A 16,239-nucleotide genomic window follows, 5' to 3' on the forward strand; every position below is an offset into this window, starting at 1 on the left:
CTTTCGTCACATAGTATAGTAATGAGATTAAAATAAGTAATATCTTTGCACCACAAACCCGATATCGAAGCCATACACTAGAAAATACCATGACTAAAGTAAAAGCCGTCTTTAACTGGAGTGGAGGAAAGGACTCTGCCCATGCCCTGCTGCGAGCTATGGAAGCAGGATGTTATGAAATAGTCGCGTTGCTGACAACCGTAAATCGTGATACGCACCGTTCTACGATGCACGGTATTCCGTTGTCATTGCTCGAAGCGCAGGCTGCAAGCATCGGTATTCCTCTTTATATTGTTGATTTGACACCGAAGGGTAATATGGAGGACTATTCATCGGCTATGTCCCAAGCGGTACAGCATTTCAAAGCATTAGGTGTAACGCATTTCATCTTCGGAGATATATTCCTGCATGACGTACGGCAATATCGTGAACAACAACTTATACCTCATGGCATCGAAGTAGTAGAACCTTTGTGGGGAAAAACTTCGGAGCAGGTGATGGAAGATTTTCTGTCATCCGGACTAGAAACCGTCGTAGTCACTACAATGGATGATGGACTGGGTGCTGCCGCTATTGGAAAACTCATAAACTGTGATTTCATGGCATCACTTCCCGCAGAAACCGACCCTAATGGAGAAAACGGTGAATACCATACCTTTTGTTATGACGGACCGATTTTTCATTTTCCCGTTCCGTATAGTTTAGGGAAACCTTTTTCACAAAGCTACGATATTCATCTCGATGATGGCACAATTAAAACCTATACCTACTGGTTTGCCGATTTGAAGGAAGAATGACAGAATAAGCCACTTACCAATAACAGATATTCCGGCATTTTGCCGTGTTCTCCCCATTTAAGCTCTATGTGTAATAATTCGGAAGCAGTTTTTCCGATGTCGAACCCGCAGGCTTCCAGTGACGGACGAACCTTTTCTGGGTGTATACAAGGCTTGCCTTCCGCGCGAGTACACGACGGACAGAGCAGACAAGAGCCGGGAAAGAATGCACGCCCCTTATGAGACTTTTCCATGTCCAATAATAATGCATCTGTCCGTATCCGCTCCGTTTCCATCATTTTCTTGCCGAAAGAAATATCATCCGTAATCTTTTCGGGGTGTAGAGGTGTGAGCTTAGTTCCGATGAGGAAAGCCGTACTGTATTGCGACAGATACTCATCTACATTGAAAGAAAAAGGCGGGCATGCCCAATACGTGTTATACCGTGTACATTGCTTGCAAAAACCGATAAACTTCTCCGCATCCCGGTAATGCTTCATATATTCGGTAACGGGGATGGTAGTCGTAAAGTCTTCGGCAATATAATCTTCTCCTGCTTTCATATCACAAAGATATAGATTATTTTTGTACTATTGTAACTAATCAGCCAGAAGGAAATCAGAATGGAAAAAGGATACATTCATATTTATACAGGAGACGGAAAAGGAAAGACAACTGCGGCATTCGGCCTTGCAGTCCGCGCTCTTTGTGCAGGTAAAAGCGTATTTATCGGACAGTTTGTTAAAAGTATGAAATACAACGAAACCCGCATAACGGAAAAGTTCGATAAAGTCACGATAGAACAGTTCGGCAACGGCTGTATGCTGACTCGTGAAGCTGCGGAAGAAGACAGGCGTGCGGCGCACGAAGGAGTGTTGAGATGCCGGGAGATACTCTCGTCCCAGACATATGACGTTGTGATTCTGGACGAATTGACCATCGCCCTTTATTTAGGATTGCTGGAACTTGACGACATCTTGCAACTTTTGAATAACAAACGTCCGGAAACAGAACTTGTCGTTACCGGACGCTATGCTCCACAAGAGCTTATTGATGTGGCAGACCTCGTGACGGAAATGCGTGAAATAAAGCACTACTATACACAAGGCGTATTATCACGGGATGGAATAGACCGTTGATTCTTCCATCACCTGTATTTTCCTATCCAAGCGACAAAATCAACAACTGCGCCGTCAACACCCGCAGAAACATCGTGAGCGGATACACTGTGGCATAACCCACCGCAGGCGCGTCACAAGACGTCAGGTCATTCGAGTAAGCCAGTGCCGGCGGGTTGGTCGTAGAACCTGCCAAAACACCGATTAGCGTGAAATAATTCAGCTTGCAATAATACCGTCCTATCAATCCCACAATCAGGAGAGGTAGAATTGTGATAATGACTCCGTAGCCTACCCATACATATCCGCCGCCATGAATGACCGTCTCCACGAAACCTTCGCCTGCCCCCAAGCCTACACAGGCGAGGAAGATGGAAATACCGATTTCGCGCAACATCAGATTGGCACTCATCGTCGTGTAAGTAATTAGTTTGTATTTTGGACCGAAGCGGCTGATAAGGATAGAGACGATAAGCGGACCGCCCGCCAGTCCCAACTTCACCGGCTGCGGTATTCCGGGGAATGCAAAAGGAATACTACCCAGGATACAACCCAGGGCGATACCGATAAAGATAGGAATCAGATTCGGATGATTCAGACGCTTCATCGAGTTGCCAAGCACCTTCTCGGCATGCGCAACGGCAAGCTCCGTCCCGACGATTGTGACACGGTCGCCCATTTGCAACTGTAATTGCGGAGTAGCCACCAAGTCCACACCCGAACGGTTGACACGGGTAATGCTTGCGCCGAAGTTATTTCGTATTTTCAGTTGGGGGAGCGTCTTACCGTTCAGTTCCGGTTTCGTAATCAGGATACGGCGTGAGATGAGCTGCTTGTTCAGTTCTGCCCACTCCATCTGAGTCTCCTTGCCGAAGAAGACAGTAATCGCTTCCACGTCAATCGGAGTGGAGATAACCAATATAATATCTCCCACATGTATGATTGTTTCAGAGTTAACCAGTTCAGTCTCGCCACCCTCGCGGTGCTTGATGCGTGAGATAACAAACTTGCGGTTCAGTAATGGCCCCAAATCCTTAATCTTGATGCCGTCCACCGATTCGTTTCTCACCTCGATAGAGACAGGACGTACGGTCAGTTCCTGCAAATGTCCCAGACCGATTTCCGCCTCTTTCTCTTCCTGCGCAGTGTTGATACGCAAAAGATACTTCAGGGCGAGCAATGAAAGAATGATACCCACCACACCCAGCGGATAGCTGACCGCATATCCCAAGGCAATCTCTGGGGCATCTATACCGTTCAGGTCACTGTTGGCCTGTTGCGCGGCACCCAGTCCGGGTGTATTGGTGACGGCGCCCGACAAGATACCCACCATCGTGGTAATCGGAGTTCCGGTGGTATAATGCAGGATAATGGTGATTCCCACGCCCAGTACCACCACCAGTACCGCCAGCATATTCAGCGTGAAACCACCTTTCTTGAATGCCGAGAAGAATCCCGGCCCTACTTGCAGACCGATTGAGTAAACAAACAGAATCAATCCGAATTCTTTAAGAAAGTGGAGCAGATGTTCGTCCAGATTCATGTTGAAATGACCGAACACGATTCCTACAAAGAGTATCCAGGTGACTCCCAACGATACTCCCCGCACTTTGATTTTAGCCAGGATGATTCCGAACGCTATGGTAAGCGACAGAATCAGCACGGAGTGTGCCACTCCGCCACCCCAAAGGTTGGGGTACCCTTCGAACAAATTTCTTAGAACTTCCATTTTGATTATAATATTATGATATTTTGTAGTGTTAAAAGTATCCCCGGAGAAATCACTTCTGCGGGGATACGCACACATTGAGCATGACGGGCTGATGCCGTCTTTTGATATTTTAGCTAGAGAGAATTTATTCTCTTGTCGTATCTTTCACGATATTTACGTGAGAAGGTTTGCTCATCAATATTGAGCCATACATAGTCTCTATCCTTGCTGATTATAACAATATCAGCAATGCGATTTCTAATTTGCATTTCCATATTAGCAATTATTTTTAGTCTGCCGCTTTCCTATCCCACGAGTAAAAACAGCTATTAAGACAATAAAATGGCAGGTCTTCTGACTGACTCCCTTCTTGATGCCTTCCCAACCTTTTTGTAAAAAACGGCCAGTGGCAATAGTAACTATCAAGAAGTTGAATGGAGCTTCACAGCAGCGGGACTGTCCGGGATTTACACCCGATTCCCTTTTAATTCAGACAGTTGATGTGTCCATCTGAAACCAATTCGTGGACAAAGATAGTGAATTTATGAATAAACCAATTATTTGGCATGTATTTATTTTATATGTACCTTTGCGCCCGGAAATTTTGGTGTCACCCTTCCGATGCTACGGAAGGAGTGGTGAAAAGGGAATCAGGTGTAAGTCCTGAACAGACCCGCTGCTGTAAGCTCCGCTAAAGTTTTCCTGACAATACTCAATCCACTGTCTCGATTTGGAGAGATGGGAAGGGCGTCGGGAAAATGGAGTAAGTCAGAAGACCTGCCAAAATGGAGTTTTTGAGATTTTCCGGGAGTAAGATTTCAAAAATGCAACTTAGTAATCTTTAGACATTAGGACAAAAAATAGAGGTGGTTTTGATGCTATCTCTGTGACATTGTATGCTGTGTAAGCATATGGTATCTTGTTTTTTAATAAATCAAATAGAGTATAAAAACGAGCAAAATGAAAAGAAAGAATGTGAAATTTTTGTCAGCTTTTTTATGGGCTGTAGTGGGTGGACTGGCGATGACTGCTTGTTCCGGTAATGACAGAGGAGGTGATATTCCGGATCCTTCGGATACATATTCTCCTTATGTGACTAAAGTAGTGGATTTTTGTCCCGCACCGGGGCAGTTTACCAATTCGATACCTGGATGGGATGAAGGAGATACACAGGAAACGATGAATCAGAAAGCCTTGGATGCTATTGGATATAATAAAAAAGGATTGGTTTCATTAGGAAGCTTTGGAGGATATATTGTAGTTGGCTTTGACCACACGATTGAAAATGTATCGGGACAGCGTGATTTCCGTATATTGGGTAATGCTTTTTATTCGAATGATAATCCCAATCCTAATCCACCTCGGGATGGGGGAAGTTGTGAACCCGGTATTGTTATGGTGGCATATGATAAAAATAAAAATGGAAAGCCGGATGAAGATGAATGGTACGAACTGGCTGGCAGTGAATATTCCAAGGAAACAACTTTAAAAAAATACAAGGTTACTTATTTCCGTCCAGATGAAAACAAGACTCCACCGGAAACAGCGGAAGGAAGTGAAATCATTGACCCGGAATATGTTCGTTGGGAAGATAATCAGGGAAATAGTGGATATATAGCGAAGAACAGTTACCACAAAAATAATAGCTACTTTCCTCAATGGATAGAAGGAGAAACGCTTGTCTTTGAAGGTACTTTATTACCTGATAATGCAGTAGATGAAGGGCTAATTCATGGTAAAGGCAGTTATTGGGTACTTTATGCTTATGATTGGGGATATGCTGATAATCGGTTGAATACGGAAGAAGGAAGTACGTTTGATATAGATTGGGCAGTGGATGAAGAGGGTGAACCGGTTAGTTTGCCCGGAATTGACTTTGTGAAAGTCTATACTGGAGTATTGCAAACATGTGGAGCGATTGGAGATACTTCCACTGAGGTAGGTGGAGTAGAAGATTTGCATTTATTGAAGAAATAAATAATTCTAATTTAAAACTAATAGGTAATAAGAATGAAAAAGTATTTGGTATTAGTAGCAGTTATGCTAAGTGTGGGTTTTATCTCTTGTAATGACGATGACAATATTACAAAACCGGTTGTATCAATTATCAATGAGTCTGTGGATAATTCAGTGGCCCAGCTTGATACATTATATCTGAAAGCGAATATCGAGAGCGGAATGGGAAACGCAAGTTATAGTTGGACTATAAACGGAAAAGAAGTGTCTACTGCTTCTGCATATAAATTTTCTCAACCTAAAACAGGTGATTATACAGTCGGATTGACTGTAACTGATGCAACAGGAGAAAAAGTGCAGTCGGAGATGGTGGCGAAAGTTTATGGAAGATTTGGTGAGGGTACTTTTATTCTGAATGAAGGTAATATGAGTGATGAAACAGGTACGTTGGTATTTGTAGACTCAAAGGGCGCGATGATAGATAGTGCTTATTACCGTGTTAACGGTACTCTATTGGGCAATGTATGCCAGGACTTATTCATTGTTGATAATAAGATTTATATTCTGGCTCAAAATGGTATCGGAAATGGGGGTGAAGGTAAACTGGTGATTGCTGACGCTAAGACTTTAGAGAAAGAAAAAGTCTACAATGATGAACTGGGTATATCCCAACCTACTCATTTGGCAGTTGTTGGAAATGAAATTTATATGCGCAATAGCGGTGGATTGCATGTGTTCAACACTTCTACTAATGAAGTAGTTGATGTGGAAAATAGCAAAGGGGTAGCCAAAAATCATATGGTAGTCATTGATAACAAAGTATTTGCTATAAATGGAAAGAATATTAATGTAGTGCAAAATAAAGCTATCATAGAAACGATTCCCGTATCCGGTTCTTTATCCGGTTTGGCAAAGGCTTATGATGGTAATTTATGGGCTTCGTGTACAAGTCCGAGTCAAATTATGAAGATAAATCCTTCCGATTATTCGATTATGGAAACTCATGACTTAGAAAAGAGTATTAGTAATAATTGGGGGTCGGCACCTGCTTTTTCAGCAAAACAAGATACACTGTACTTTTGTGAAGGAACTTCTAATTTGTATCGCCATATTTTCTTAGAAAATAAAACAGAAACAGTGGCTAATATCCGCGAACTTCTTCCGGATGCCGGAACTTACTACAATAGTTTGGGAGTGAATCCGGTAACTGGAGACGTATATTTGGCTACCATAAAAGGCTTTGGACAAAGCTATAAGATAAACGATATAGCAATCTTTAATTTTTCAAAGACACCGGCTTTGCTACATGATTATAAGAATAAAAATAGTTTTCCGGCAGGAGTGTACTTCACTCATAACTTTGAATAAAGGTAAGTATATAGTATAAGATATTATTGGATATAGGAAAGAAACCTGTTGATTTATGTAAAGTAAGCCGACAGGTTTCTTTTTATTTGATAATCTATTTTATCCGTACCCTCATCTCCTGTGCGTCAAATGTGATTGACTCATTCCTGAATAATCTCTCGATATGTCCGCTAGCTACCATTTGTGGAGTGGGTAAGCCATATAATTGCGGATTATCTATCAGCATGATAAAATCACAGAGAGACAAGGCAATATCCAAATCATGTGTGGAAAAAATGATGCATTTACCTTCCTGCTGTGCCAGTCTTTTAAGGAGCAGGCAGAGTTCGTAACGGTTGGGTAGATCCAGAAAAGCAGTCGGTTCGTCAAGCAGGATGACAGGAGTGTCTTGTGCCAATGCACGGGCTATCATGATACGCTGACATTCACCATCGGACATTTTATCCATTGTTTTGTCTGCGTAGCCGGACATGCCTACCAATCTCATAGCTTCGTCTACCCGTTCTTTATCTTCCGTTTGCAACTGACCTATCCAGTTCGTATATGGCGCCCGTCCCAGTGCGACGACATCTTCACAACGCAGGTTTGCGATACGTACCTTGTCGGTAGTAACGAAACTGATGTTTCGAGCAAGTTTTTCCGGTTTCAGCGAAACTATATTCTTATTCTGGAGTCTGATTTCACCTGACCGGGGCTTTTCAAGTCCCATCATGGCCCGGAGTAATGTACTTTTACCAGTTCCGTTGCGTCCCAATAACGCGACGAGCTGACCATTAGTCACTTGGGCAGAGACTTTATCCAACAATATGCGTTGGCTGTATCCTAGAGTTAGTTCTTTGATTTGAATCATTTTATTATCCGCAAGTTTTTAGCTATTACCCATAAAATAACGGGGACTCCCAGTAGGGCAGTGATACAATTGACCGGCAATGTGAATTTCTTTGCAATGATATCACAAAGTAACATACTGATAAGTCCTGTCAGCATCGTGCCGGGCACTAATATCCGGTGGTCGGCGTTATTAAATAGTAGTCGGGTGATATGCGGCACAGCGAGCCCGATAAATCCTACCGGGCCACAGAAAGCTGTGACGGTTCCTGTCAATAGAGCAGTGGAGATAAAGATAAGGGTACGCGAGCGTTTTATATTCATTCCCATGCTGCGTGCGTAGTTTTCACCAAGCAATAATAGATTCAATGGTTTGATACAAGCTATTGAAATAAACAATCCGATACATACTATGGGTATCATGAGCCATAATTGCCCGGTTGTGATGTGGCTAAGTGACCCCATTGACCATAACGTGAACATTTTCAGTTGTTCGGCAGAACTTAAGTATTGCAGTATCTGAATAATGGCACCTGCCACATAGCCAATCATTACCCCCATAATCAGGACACCCAGAATATTTTTCACTTTTCGGCTGATGATGGCTACTCCCAACAGGATGACAGCAGTGCCTATCCAGCCGGAACCCACAATACCCATCGACTGAAGCATGGGGAAATCAGACCAACCAAGTAAGGGAGCTCCCAAGATGAACAATGCTACTCCCAAACCGGCACCGGAACTAACTCCTAACAAATAAGGGTCAGCCAATGGATTCTGAAAAACGGTTTGCATCTGTAAGCCACTAACGGAAAGTGCTATACCTATCAATGATGCGACTACCACCCGGACAAACCGGATGGAAAAGAGGATATTACGTGTCATCTCATCACATTCGCCGCCGGTGAGCACTGCCCAGACTTTAGCGATTGGGATAAAGGTATCTCCCGTAGCCATGTCTATCAGTAACAATAGTATGGCTGTTACTCCTAGTATGCTGAATAAGAAAATGGTATGTTTGCGGGATTGTTTCATTCCAAATGTCGGTAATAATAGGGTGAATCGGAAACAAGTTCCGGGTGAAAAATATGAATCAAGTCGCGTAGCACGATATCGGGGCGCACGACTGCTGACTCCCAGTAATCATTACCGCCGGTAGCTGTCAGGCGCAAATTATTATTATAGGCAGTCTTTTCACGAACCGCTTTTGCATCGGCAAATTTAGGATTGATTGTTTTTAGTTCATCCAACGTAGAAGCTGAACCGACATTAATCCAGTAGTCGGCTTTTTGTATCAGTGCGTAAGCCGTTTCCAGTCCGATGGGGGCGGAACTGTTGGACGTGTTTTCCTTATATATATAGTCTGCACCGGCGTCATTCACCAGTTGCGCCATGTAGCTTTTGGTGGATGGCATTACCCAACTATCGTTCCACGGAGTGTTGAACATTACGGTAGGACGTTTCTCCGAAGATTCTGTGAGCGCTTTCAAGGCAAGATAGCGTTTGGGTATTTCCCGGAAAATTTCGATTCCTTTTTCCCGGCTGTCTGTTAGTTCGGATAATGCGACTAACCATTCCGCTTTTCCCAATGGAGATTCTTCCAGGTATTCTCCCATATATATATAGGGTATGGATAACTCTTTTAATTTATCCGTTACGGCAGTCTGTGCATCTCCGATACCATACAGCAGGACAACATCCGGTTTCAGCCCCAGTAGGAGTTCGTAATTCATTTCAGGCCCCATGTCCTTGATTATATCCTTATGTTCCTGCACATAAGGATTTGATACATAGTTTATGCCTGATACTCCGACAATCCGGTCTACCTGTCCCAATGCGTCAAGCATGGCAATATAGGAAGAAGACATGCATACTATATTTTTTGCTCCGGCAGGAATGACAGGGCCGTTAAATCCGGCGGGTGCCTGTTCGCCGTCACGCGAAATGAAATAGGACATTTCTACGTTTTCAGCTCCCTGCCACGGGTTGAAGACCTGTATGAGGGTGCTGGCTGTGTTTTCAGCTCCTACTATTTTGAAACCGGAAGCATATTCCGGGGTGTATATATCTTGGTTGAAGGCTTCCAACGAAGTCTTTTTCTTTGATATGCAACTTGTCAGAAAGAAGATACAAAGTAACGTAAATACTGATATTGAAGTTTTTGCTTTCATATTTTAGTTCTTAATTCATGAATACTTTCTATTTGTTTTTATGAGTCTTTTTTTCCCCATCGGGGATTGATGCTGATTGTAAAACCATAATTTCTTCGGGGCATCGGCCGGCTGAGCACAGATACATATTCTTCGTTGAACAAATTATATACGGAGAATTTAATGCCCAATGCAGTGTTCTTCCAGTTGAACCGTTTCTCCAGCGAAACATCATTCATATAGTATGAAGTCAACCTATCCCGTGTCGTGTACATTTCGTTACTCGATGTTGTGAAGCGTTCACTGTAATAATTGTATTTATAAATCAAGAAAAAGTTTTTCCAACTTACTTGTGCCATTACAGCGGATGAATATTCAGGGATATAAACCAATTGTTTTCCGACGGATATATCTTCCGGGCTTACCGGTTCGCCTTTATTGATCGCTTTGGTATGATTCCAGTTGGCATCCAGCCAGATTGTCCAGTCTCTCAGCCTTAGCGAGGCTTTTCCTTTTACTTCAATGCCGTAGCTGTGTACTTCTTTTACATTGCGGGGAGTCCAATAGCCTTTTTGGGTAGGAACCCAAAGAATCCAGTCGTTAATGTGCGAGTCGAAGGCTGTCACTTCTCCTTTCAGGGTGAAACGGTCGGTGGATTTCAGGGTAAACTCGATACCCGTATCGTATGTAAATCCGCTTTCCGACAAAAGTTCAGGGTTTCCTCCCGGCTTGAAATAAAGATCGTTTAAGGTAGGGTAACGGTAATTGCGGGCGATGGATGCTTTAAACATCACTCCGTAGCGTGGCCAGAGGGTTACATCCAGAAAAGCGGCAGGTATGAGCGGAGTGAACTTATCATAATATATTTCACGCAAGTCTACTGCCAGTCCTACGCGCGGACAAGGGCGGTATCGGACGGTAGCAAGTGCGGAGATTTCCGGTCGCCCCTCTCTGTATCCCTCCTTATCTGCATATTCCCAAGTGTCGGCATAGTTGTATGTGCCGCTTATGTTTCCTCCAATCATCCATTTTTCCGACGGGATATATTCGGCATTCCCCGACATGAATCCGGAGTAAATGTAACTGCTTGCATTCTGCATCCGGTTCATTTGCTCTAATACTCGTGCGTCAAATGTATATTGCATATGGGTATAGGTATATCCCAGTTTACCGGATACTTTTAGCTTCTCAGCATTTTTATCCCAACCTCCTACTGTGCGGAGAGTCGTTTCTTTCTGCCGGGTTTGATAATCGTTGTCATCCCGTTGGTCGGTGGTAAGTACCGGTATCCCGCGGTCGGAATCCATGAACCAGGCGGTGAAGGAGAACTTGTTGCCGTCTTTGCGGTCATAATAGATTTCCTGGAGCAAGTGAAAGTCCCGGTACTGGCAGTTTTTGTTACGGGTCTTTTCATATTCCGGGTTATAGCTGCCATCGTCATTAATCTGCGCTTTATCGTAGTTGATGTATTTGAAGTCATTTTTAGAATCCGCGAGATACAGGCGGGTGGAACTCTGCCATTTCTCACCTCCATAGCGAAAATGGAGAAAGTCGTCGAAAGTACGGTAGCTGCTGATGCCTTGTATGAACTTGAGGTCGAACCCTTTTAGATTCTCTGCGCTTGTGCCCAGTGTGATGGCACCACCCAGTCCGCTACCGCTCACGTTGACCGAACTTGCCCCATGCCACAGGCTCATGTCGTCGACAAAGTAGGAGGGAATCAGTGAAAAATCCACTTGTCCCAGCATGGGTGAGTTGATATTCATGCCGTTCCAGAGTACTTGCGTGTGTGAGGGTGAAGTTCCTCTGAAGGAGGCGGTAGACATGGTGCCCCTGCCGTAGCTTTTTATGAAGATAGAGGTGCTTTGAGAAAGGACATCTGCCAGGCTGTTAGTGATGCTTTCACGTAAGATAAGCGTGTCGAGCACGGTTTTGGTCGTTCCGATGTCCCGGAACGGGCGCTTTCCCATGATAGTCACAGTATCCAGCCGTAGTTGCCATGCTACATTGTTGTCCTGTCCCTGTACGGAAAAGGTGCAGCAAAGCAGGACTACCATAGCTATTTTTATTTTAGTCTGTATATTCATTGGCGATTGTATTTGAAACAGAAAGCTCCGGGAATGATGCCGACTTTGAAAGTATCTACCGGCACTGCATCAGGCGTGAAGCGGTAGATAACCCCGGATTGCACATAGTCTATGGCATCCGCCACGTATACTTCCGAAGTATAAGGGTCTACTGTCAGACCGTAGTAAATACTGTTTTTATTCGGTGATTTCAGGAACGGACGTACCGGAACACGGGTAGCTGTGACGTCCATCCGCCAAATATCTTCGTTGATAAAGTAAAGTGTATCCCTGTCACCGTTGAGTACTACTTCCGAAGCTCTTTCTCCTTTTTTGAATGAAAAAGTCTTTTCTATGGTTCGGGTGGCGGCATCTATCCGGTAAAGTGCCGGTGCTTCGTAACCATAAGGACTTCCTTCATATCCTCCATCGGTTACAGTCCATATTTTGCCATATTTGTCGAGTGCTAGTGAGGTTGGCTGTACGCCTACGGTGATTTCATCTACCATTTCATCCGTTTCCGTATCTATCACCAAAATCTTGTTATCATAAGACCAACAGTTGATAAACACATACTTTCCGTATTGTACCATTTGTTCTGTCGACTTATGTCCTTTCGTATCAATAGATCCGGTTTTCTGCAGGGTTTGAGGATTGAAGATGGTGATAAGCGGGGCATACAAGTCAGTGATGTATGCCTTCGTGTCACTCACAAAATGTATATAGCGGGGGGAAGTCAGGTTTTTGATACCTCCCTGAATTTCGAAGGTTTCTAAATCAATGACATACACTACTCCCGAATTATTGACCACTACATAGCCTTTATCATTGTGAATAGTCATGGATTGTGCCACATCGCCCAACTTTCTTCCATTAGAGCGGAAGAATATATCATTTTCTACTTCTTTTTTTTCAGTATCATAATAGGAAAGGCTAGCATTACCATATTGGAAATTGCCTTCATTAGTGATAAACAATCCGTTTCCGGATACTTTAAATGCTTTTTTATCGAATGGATCATAGTCCATGCACGACGCTACGGCAAGGAACAAAAGCAGTATGGGAATTATTATTTGAGTCTTTTTTTTCATGCAGTTGCTTTTATCAACATGATATTTTTATTTGAGTGACAAAAGTAGGAAAAATAAGAAGATTCACCTTCTCCGTGAGGAAGTTTCGCGAAGAAGGTGAATGAGTATATTATATTATCTTTGGTAATACAAAGATATTATTTGATGAACAATACAGTGTTGACATTGGCTGTGCCAGTCTCTATAGGATTCTCTACGCGTATAGGCGTTCCGTCAGACTCGTAAACATATAGATTTTGTCCGCTCTGTCCGAAACAAACATCTCCGTTGAATGGGTTCACAGAAACACTATAACCAAGCATCAGGTCAGGAATATCTGTAGTAAATGGTGTAACTGTTCCACTGAATGACACTTTTTGTAAAGTAGTCGGCATTTCATAGTTCGGGTCATACCAATCTACGTATGTAGTATAAATAGCGTTATCACCTATTTTAAATGCGTCTGCCAAATTTGCTACATGAGAATAGCCTTCTCCTTCCAATTTGTACAATGCAGATTTCTCTGTTGTATAGTTGCCCAAAGAATTGAAATAGAGAGTTCCGTTCGGAGCTTGTGCAATCAATTTCGGGTTAGTAGGAACAGTTATAGGCTCTAATATTTCAAGATCTGTTGTGAGTCTTGAGATTGTGGTTCCTTGTCCGGCATACGAGTCTCCCGTATTACCCGAATTACAAACATACACTGTGTTGTTGGCAACGCAAATTCCTTCGGAATAGGTTGCATTTAATGGAACAGCATTTTTCATTTCAAAATCAATGGTATCAATAACCATTACAGCTCCAGAATAAAGACTGACATATACTTCCCCACCATAAGCGGCAAGACGGCGCGGCATGGCTTTATGACCATTCTTCGGATCGTCATATTGTTTCATAGCGGTCGTACATGGTACTCCTGTGGCGGCATTGAGCACCCAGATTCCTCCATTGTCAGCTGTTAAGTCATGACCGCTGACGGCACAATATAATTTAGAACCATATTGAATGAGATCATTGCCTGTATCTCCGACTTCTAATGTGTCAGTTCCTATCCAGTTATTGTCATACGTAATAAGTCTTCCCGGTAAAGAGGGTGGTTCCTGTTTCCAAGTGCCTTCGCATAATACGTATGCCTTAGACCAATTGGCATCGCCTACTGCACGTGTGTTTTGTGAAGAAGGTTCATTTACTTGTCCGGCATTGTCGAACATTTCATCACTACAACTGCCCAGCACGAATGTCAATGCACAGGCTGCATAAAAAAGAAAATTCTTTTTCATTTTGTGAATTATTTAATGATTATTATTTAGTGAAATCACCAGTCGGTGAATCTTTCATCTCTTGTAAACTAGGCTTGTAGCCGCCAAGACCACAGTTATATACTTGCCAACCAGTTGTTATTCCTTCCTTTATAAAGTCGTGGAATGAACTAAAGTCATATAGACTCTTAAAATTCCAAATGCGTACTTTACCTAAATGTTTAAGATAGGGGAAAATCTCTTTGATATCCAACTTCGCTATTGAAGAACTGGTCTTTGGCTGCATACTAAATTGCCCACCAATCGTTTCAAGATTTTTCATTTGGAGAAATGAAAAATCTTCTTGGCTGTTATGAACATAAAGTGTTAAGTTACCTCCTATTTCTTTGAGTTCAGGAGCTTCGAAAGGATCTGTCGGTACATCTGCATTTAGAGCAGAGATACTGATATTTCCTCCCACATATTCCAAATCCGGTAAATGAATATCATGTAATACACTGTTAGCTATTCCCGCTGAAGGGTATGATACTGTTAGATTTCCATTGATACGTTTTATATCTTTAATGATTAAATTTCTTTCTATATTGGTTCCTAAATTATAATCTTCCACAGTCGTAAATCCTTTCAGTGTGGGTGGATTCATATTCGTCGACGTAAAAGAAATACTGCCGAAGGGCTCATCTCCCGTTATGATAAATTCTTTTGTTGAGTCACCGGCTCCTATCTGTACTTTCCCCACCTTTTTCCCTTGCAGGTTTAAATTGAAAACTCCGGTGCCACTGAGTGCTAATGTGCCTGCGATGCTCTCAATATTGTTGAGGGTGTTTTTGAGACTTTCATCACTAAAAACACTACATCCGCTTAGAGTCAATCCTGTGGTTAGATTCTTCAATACCGGAACATTCAGGTTTTCCAACTTAACGGCATTCTCTATTTTGAGAAAGGCACACGTGGTTAACAGGGGTAAATTGATTGTCAGTAGTTCATTCGTACTCTTATCCCCCTTGATATAAAGGGAACTGTTCACTACTTCCAATGCAGGTAGCTCTAATTGGTTCATGACACCTCCATTAATAGTGAAAGCACCATCTACCTTCTTAAGGGAATTCACATTCAACTGTTCCATGACCGATGCATTGATTGTGAACATTCCGCTTACGGTTTCCAAATAGGGAAAAGCTATCTTTTTGTAATATTTGCTCTCGTTAATTATGAAATTCTTGCGAACAGAAATCAATGAGGGTAAGGTGATGTCTGTCAGCATCGTTTCGCTACCGGTGGCAAGTGAAGTGATAGTCAGGTTTCCTGCTTTTTTCAGATTGGCAAGACCGTTCAGGTTTTTTCCTTGGTAGTATCCGCCGATATTGATATCGTCCAGTACCTCTGTCAGTGCGGACAGACCGTCCAGATTCTTGACGGGGTCTTCTGCATTTTGGGTTGTCGCGATGGAGATACTACCTTCTATTATGGTAATATTACTTTCGGCAAACGCATCCACTTCGGCTTGTGAATTTAAAACGAAACTGGCGGCTTCACTAACGTCAGTATGGCGAACCGTATATTTGTAAGTGCGTGAAGTCCCGTTATAGGAAGTCACCGTCAGTTGCTGTTCTTCGTTCCATGCGCTGATGCCTGCCGGGTCGGGGGCGATACTTGCCTGCTCGCTGATAGTGTAATGTGCGGTTGCACCGTTAAGCTCCGTTCCCTGAGGGGCGGACAGAATAATCTTATCGTCTACTATGGCGGCTTGCCATGTGTTTTCTCCAAGAGACAGCGAGAAAGAAAGAATATTGTTGTCTACACCGGCAAACGGGCTATCATCGTCGTCACCGCACGCTGTCAGGAACCCGACGAAAAATATCGTCAGAAGCATTTTCCAAGTCTTGTTCTTTGTCATAATCAAATTCTTTATTGTTATTAAAATTGTGTACTAAAAA

The 16,239-nt window shown here is 43.0% G+C and carries 13 protein-coding genes and 2 riboswitches; of the genes, 4 read left to right on the forward strand and 9 right to left on the reverse strand.

The window, feature by feature from the left end:
* The first annotated feature begins 89 nt into the window (after positions 1 to 89).
* On the forward strand, positions 90 to 797 hold the full coding sequence (locus BQ7997_RS05485; RefSeq protein ID WP_073344325.1) for a Dph6-related ATP pyrophosphatase: 708 nt from the start codon (positions 90 to 92) through the stop codon (positions 795 to 797).
* Here BQ7997_RS05485 and BQ7997_RS05490 read toward each other — a convergent pair.
* The gene (locus BQ7997_RS05490) at positions 767 to 1,339 is read right to left on the reverse strand and encodes a DUF2284 domain-containing protein (protein ID WP_073344328.1); all 573 of its coding nucleotides are present in this window, start codon (positions 1,337 to 1,339) and stop codon (positions 767 to 769) included. The two genes, BQ7997_RS05485 and BQ7997_RS05490, sit on opposite strands and share 31 nt — an antisense overlap.
* Positions 1,340 to 1,399: 60 nt before the next feature.
* Between BQ7997_RS05490 and cobO the strand changes: the two genes are divergently transcribed.
* Positions 1,400 to 1,915 carry a cob(I)yrinic acid a,c-diamide adenosyltransferase gene (cobO, locus tag BQ7997_RS05495; RefSeq protein WP_073344331.1) on the forward strand — a complete coding sequence of 172 codons (516 nt, stop codon included), beginning with the start codon at positions 1,400 to 1,402 and terminating at the stop codon, positions 1,913 to 1,915.
* Positions 1,916 to 1,937: 22 nt separating this feature from the next.
* Here cobO and BQ7997_RS05500 read toward each other — a convergent pair whose 3' ends face one another.
* Positions 1,938 to 3,623, reverse strand: coding sequence for a putative transporter (locus BQ7997_RS05500; RefSeq protein WP_073344820.1), 1,686 nt, complete (start codon positions 3,621 to 3,623; stop codon positions 1,938 to 1,940).
* Positions 3,624 to 3,932: 309 nt separating this feature from the next.
* A riboswitch (cobalamin riboswitch) is annotated at positions 3,933 to 4,141 on the reverse strand.
* 52 nt (positions 4,142 to 4,193) lie between these two features.
* Positions 4,194 to 4,404: riboswitch (cobalamin riboswitch) on the forward strand.
* A 161-nt stretch (positions 4,405 to 4,565) separates the two neighbouring features.
* Between BQ7997_RS05500 and BQ7997_RS05505 the strand changes: the two genes are divergently transcribed.
* Positions 4,566 to 5,582, forward strand: coding sequence for a PKD domain-containing protein (locus BQ7997_RS05505; RefSeq protein ID WP_073344334.1), 1,017 nt, complete (start codon positions 4,566 to 4,568; stop codon positions 5,580 to 5,582).
* 33 nt (positions 5,583 to 5,615) lie between these two features.
* Positions 5,616 to 6,929, forward strand: a complete 1,314-nt coding sequence (locus BQ7997_RS05510) for a DUF5074 domain-containing protein (RefSeq protein WP_073344337.1) — start codon at positions 5,616 to 5,618, stop codon at positions 6,927 to 6,929.
* 94 nt (positions 6,930 to 7,023) lie between these two features.
* On the opposite strand, the gene BQ7997_RS05515 is transcribed toward BQ7997_RS05510, so the two are convergent.
* The 7 genes from BQ7997_RS05515 to BQ7997_RS05545 all read right to left on the reverse strand — a co-directional run bounded on the left by BQ7997_RS05515 (position 7,024) and on the right by BQ7997_RS05545 (position 16,199).
* Positions 7,024 to 7,779: an ABC transporter ATP-binding protein gene (locus BQ7997_RS05515; RefSeq protein WP_073344340.1), complete on the reverse strand. Its 756-nt coding sequence runs from the start codon at positions 7,777 to 7,779 to the stop codon at positions 7,024 to 7,026.
* Complete coding sequence (locus BQ7997_RS05520) at positions 7,776 to 8,792, reverse strand: FecCD family ABC transporter permease (protein ID WP_073344342.1); 1,017 nt, start codon at positions 8,790 to 8,792, stop codon at positions 7,776 to 7,778. Before BQ7997_RS05520 ends, BQ7997_RS05515 begins: the two co-directional genes overlap by 4 nt.
* A complete protein-coding gene (locus tag BQ7997_RS05525; RefSeq protein ID WP_073344345.1) occupies positions 8,789 to 9,928 on the reverse strand; it encodes an ABC transporter substrate-binding protein in 1,140 nt (379 codons plus the stop codon). The genes BQ7997_RS05520 and BQ7997_RS05525 overlap by 4 nt, the downstream gene beginning before the upstream one ends.
* Before the next feature lie 38 nt (positions 9,929 to 9,966).
* Positions 9,967 to 11,994, reverse strand: coding sequence for a TonB-dependent receptor plug domain-containing protein (locus BQ7997_RS05530; RefSeq protein WP_073344347.1), 2,028 nt, complete (start codon positions 11,992 to 11,994; stop codon positions 9,967 to 9,969).
* Positions 11,991 to 13,064, reverse strand: a complete 1,074-nt coding sequence (locus tag BQ7997_RS05535) for a YncE family protein (protein WP_073344350.1) — start codon at positions 13,062 to 13,064, stop codon at positions 11,991 to 11,993. Before BQ7997_RS05535 ends, BQ7997_RS05530 begins: the two co-directional genes overlap by 4 nt.
* A gap of 137 nt (positions 13,065 to 13,201) precedes the next feature.
* A complete protein-coding gene (locus tag BQ7997_RS05540) occupies positions 13,202 to 14,323 on the reverse strand; it encodes a YncE family protein (RefSeq protein ID WP_073344352.1) in 1,122 nt (373 codons plus the stop codon).
* Positions 14,324 to 14,345: 22 nt separating this feature from the next.
* Positions 14,346 to 16,199: a hypothetical protein gene (locus BQ7997_RS05545; protein ID WP_073344353.1), complete on the reverse strand. Its 1,854-nt coding sequence runs from the start codon at positions 16,197 to 16,199 to the stop codon at positions 14,346 to 14,348.
* Positions 16,200 to 16,239: the final 40 nt, after the last annotated feature.

Source organism: Bacteroides congonensis (genome assembly GCF_900130125.1).
GTDB lineage: Bacteria > Bacteroidota > Bacteroidia > Bacteroidales > Bacteroidaceae > Bacteroides > Bacteroides congonensis.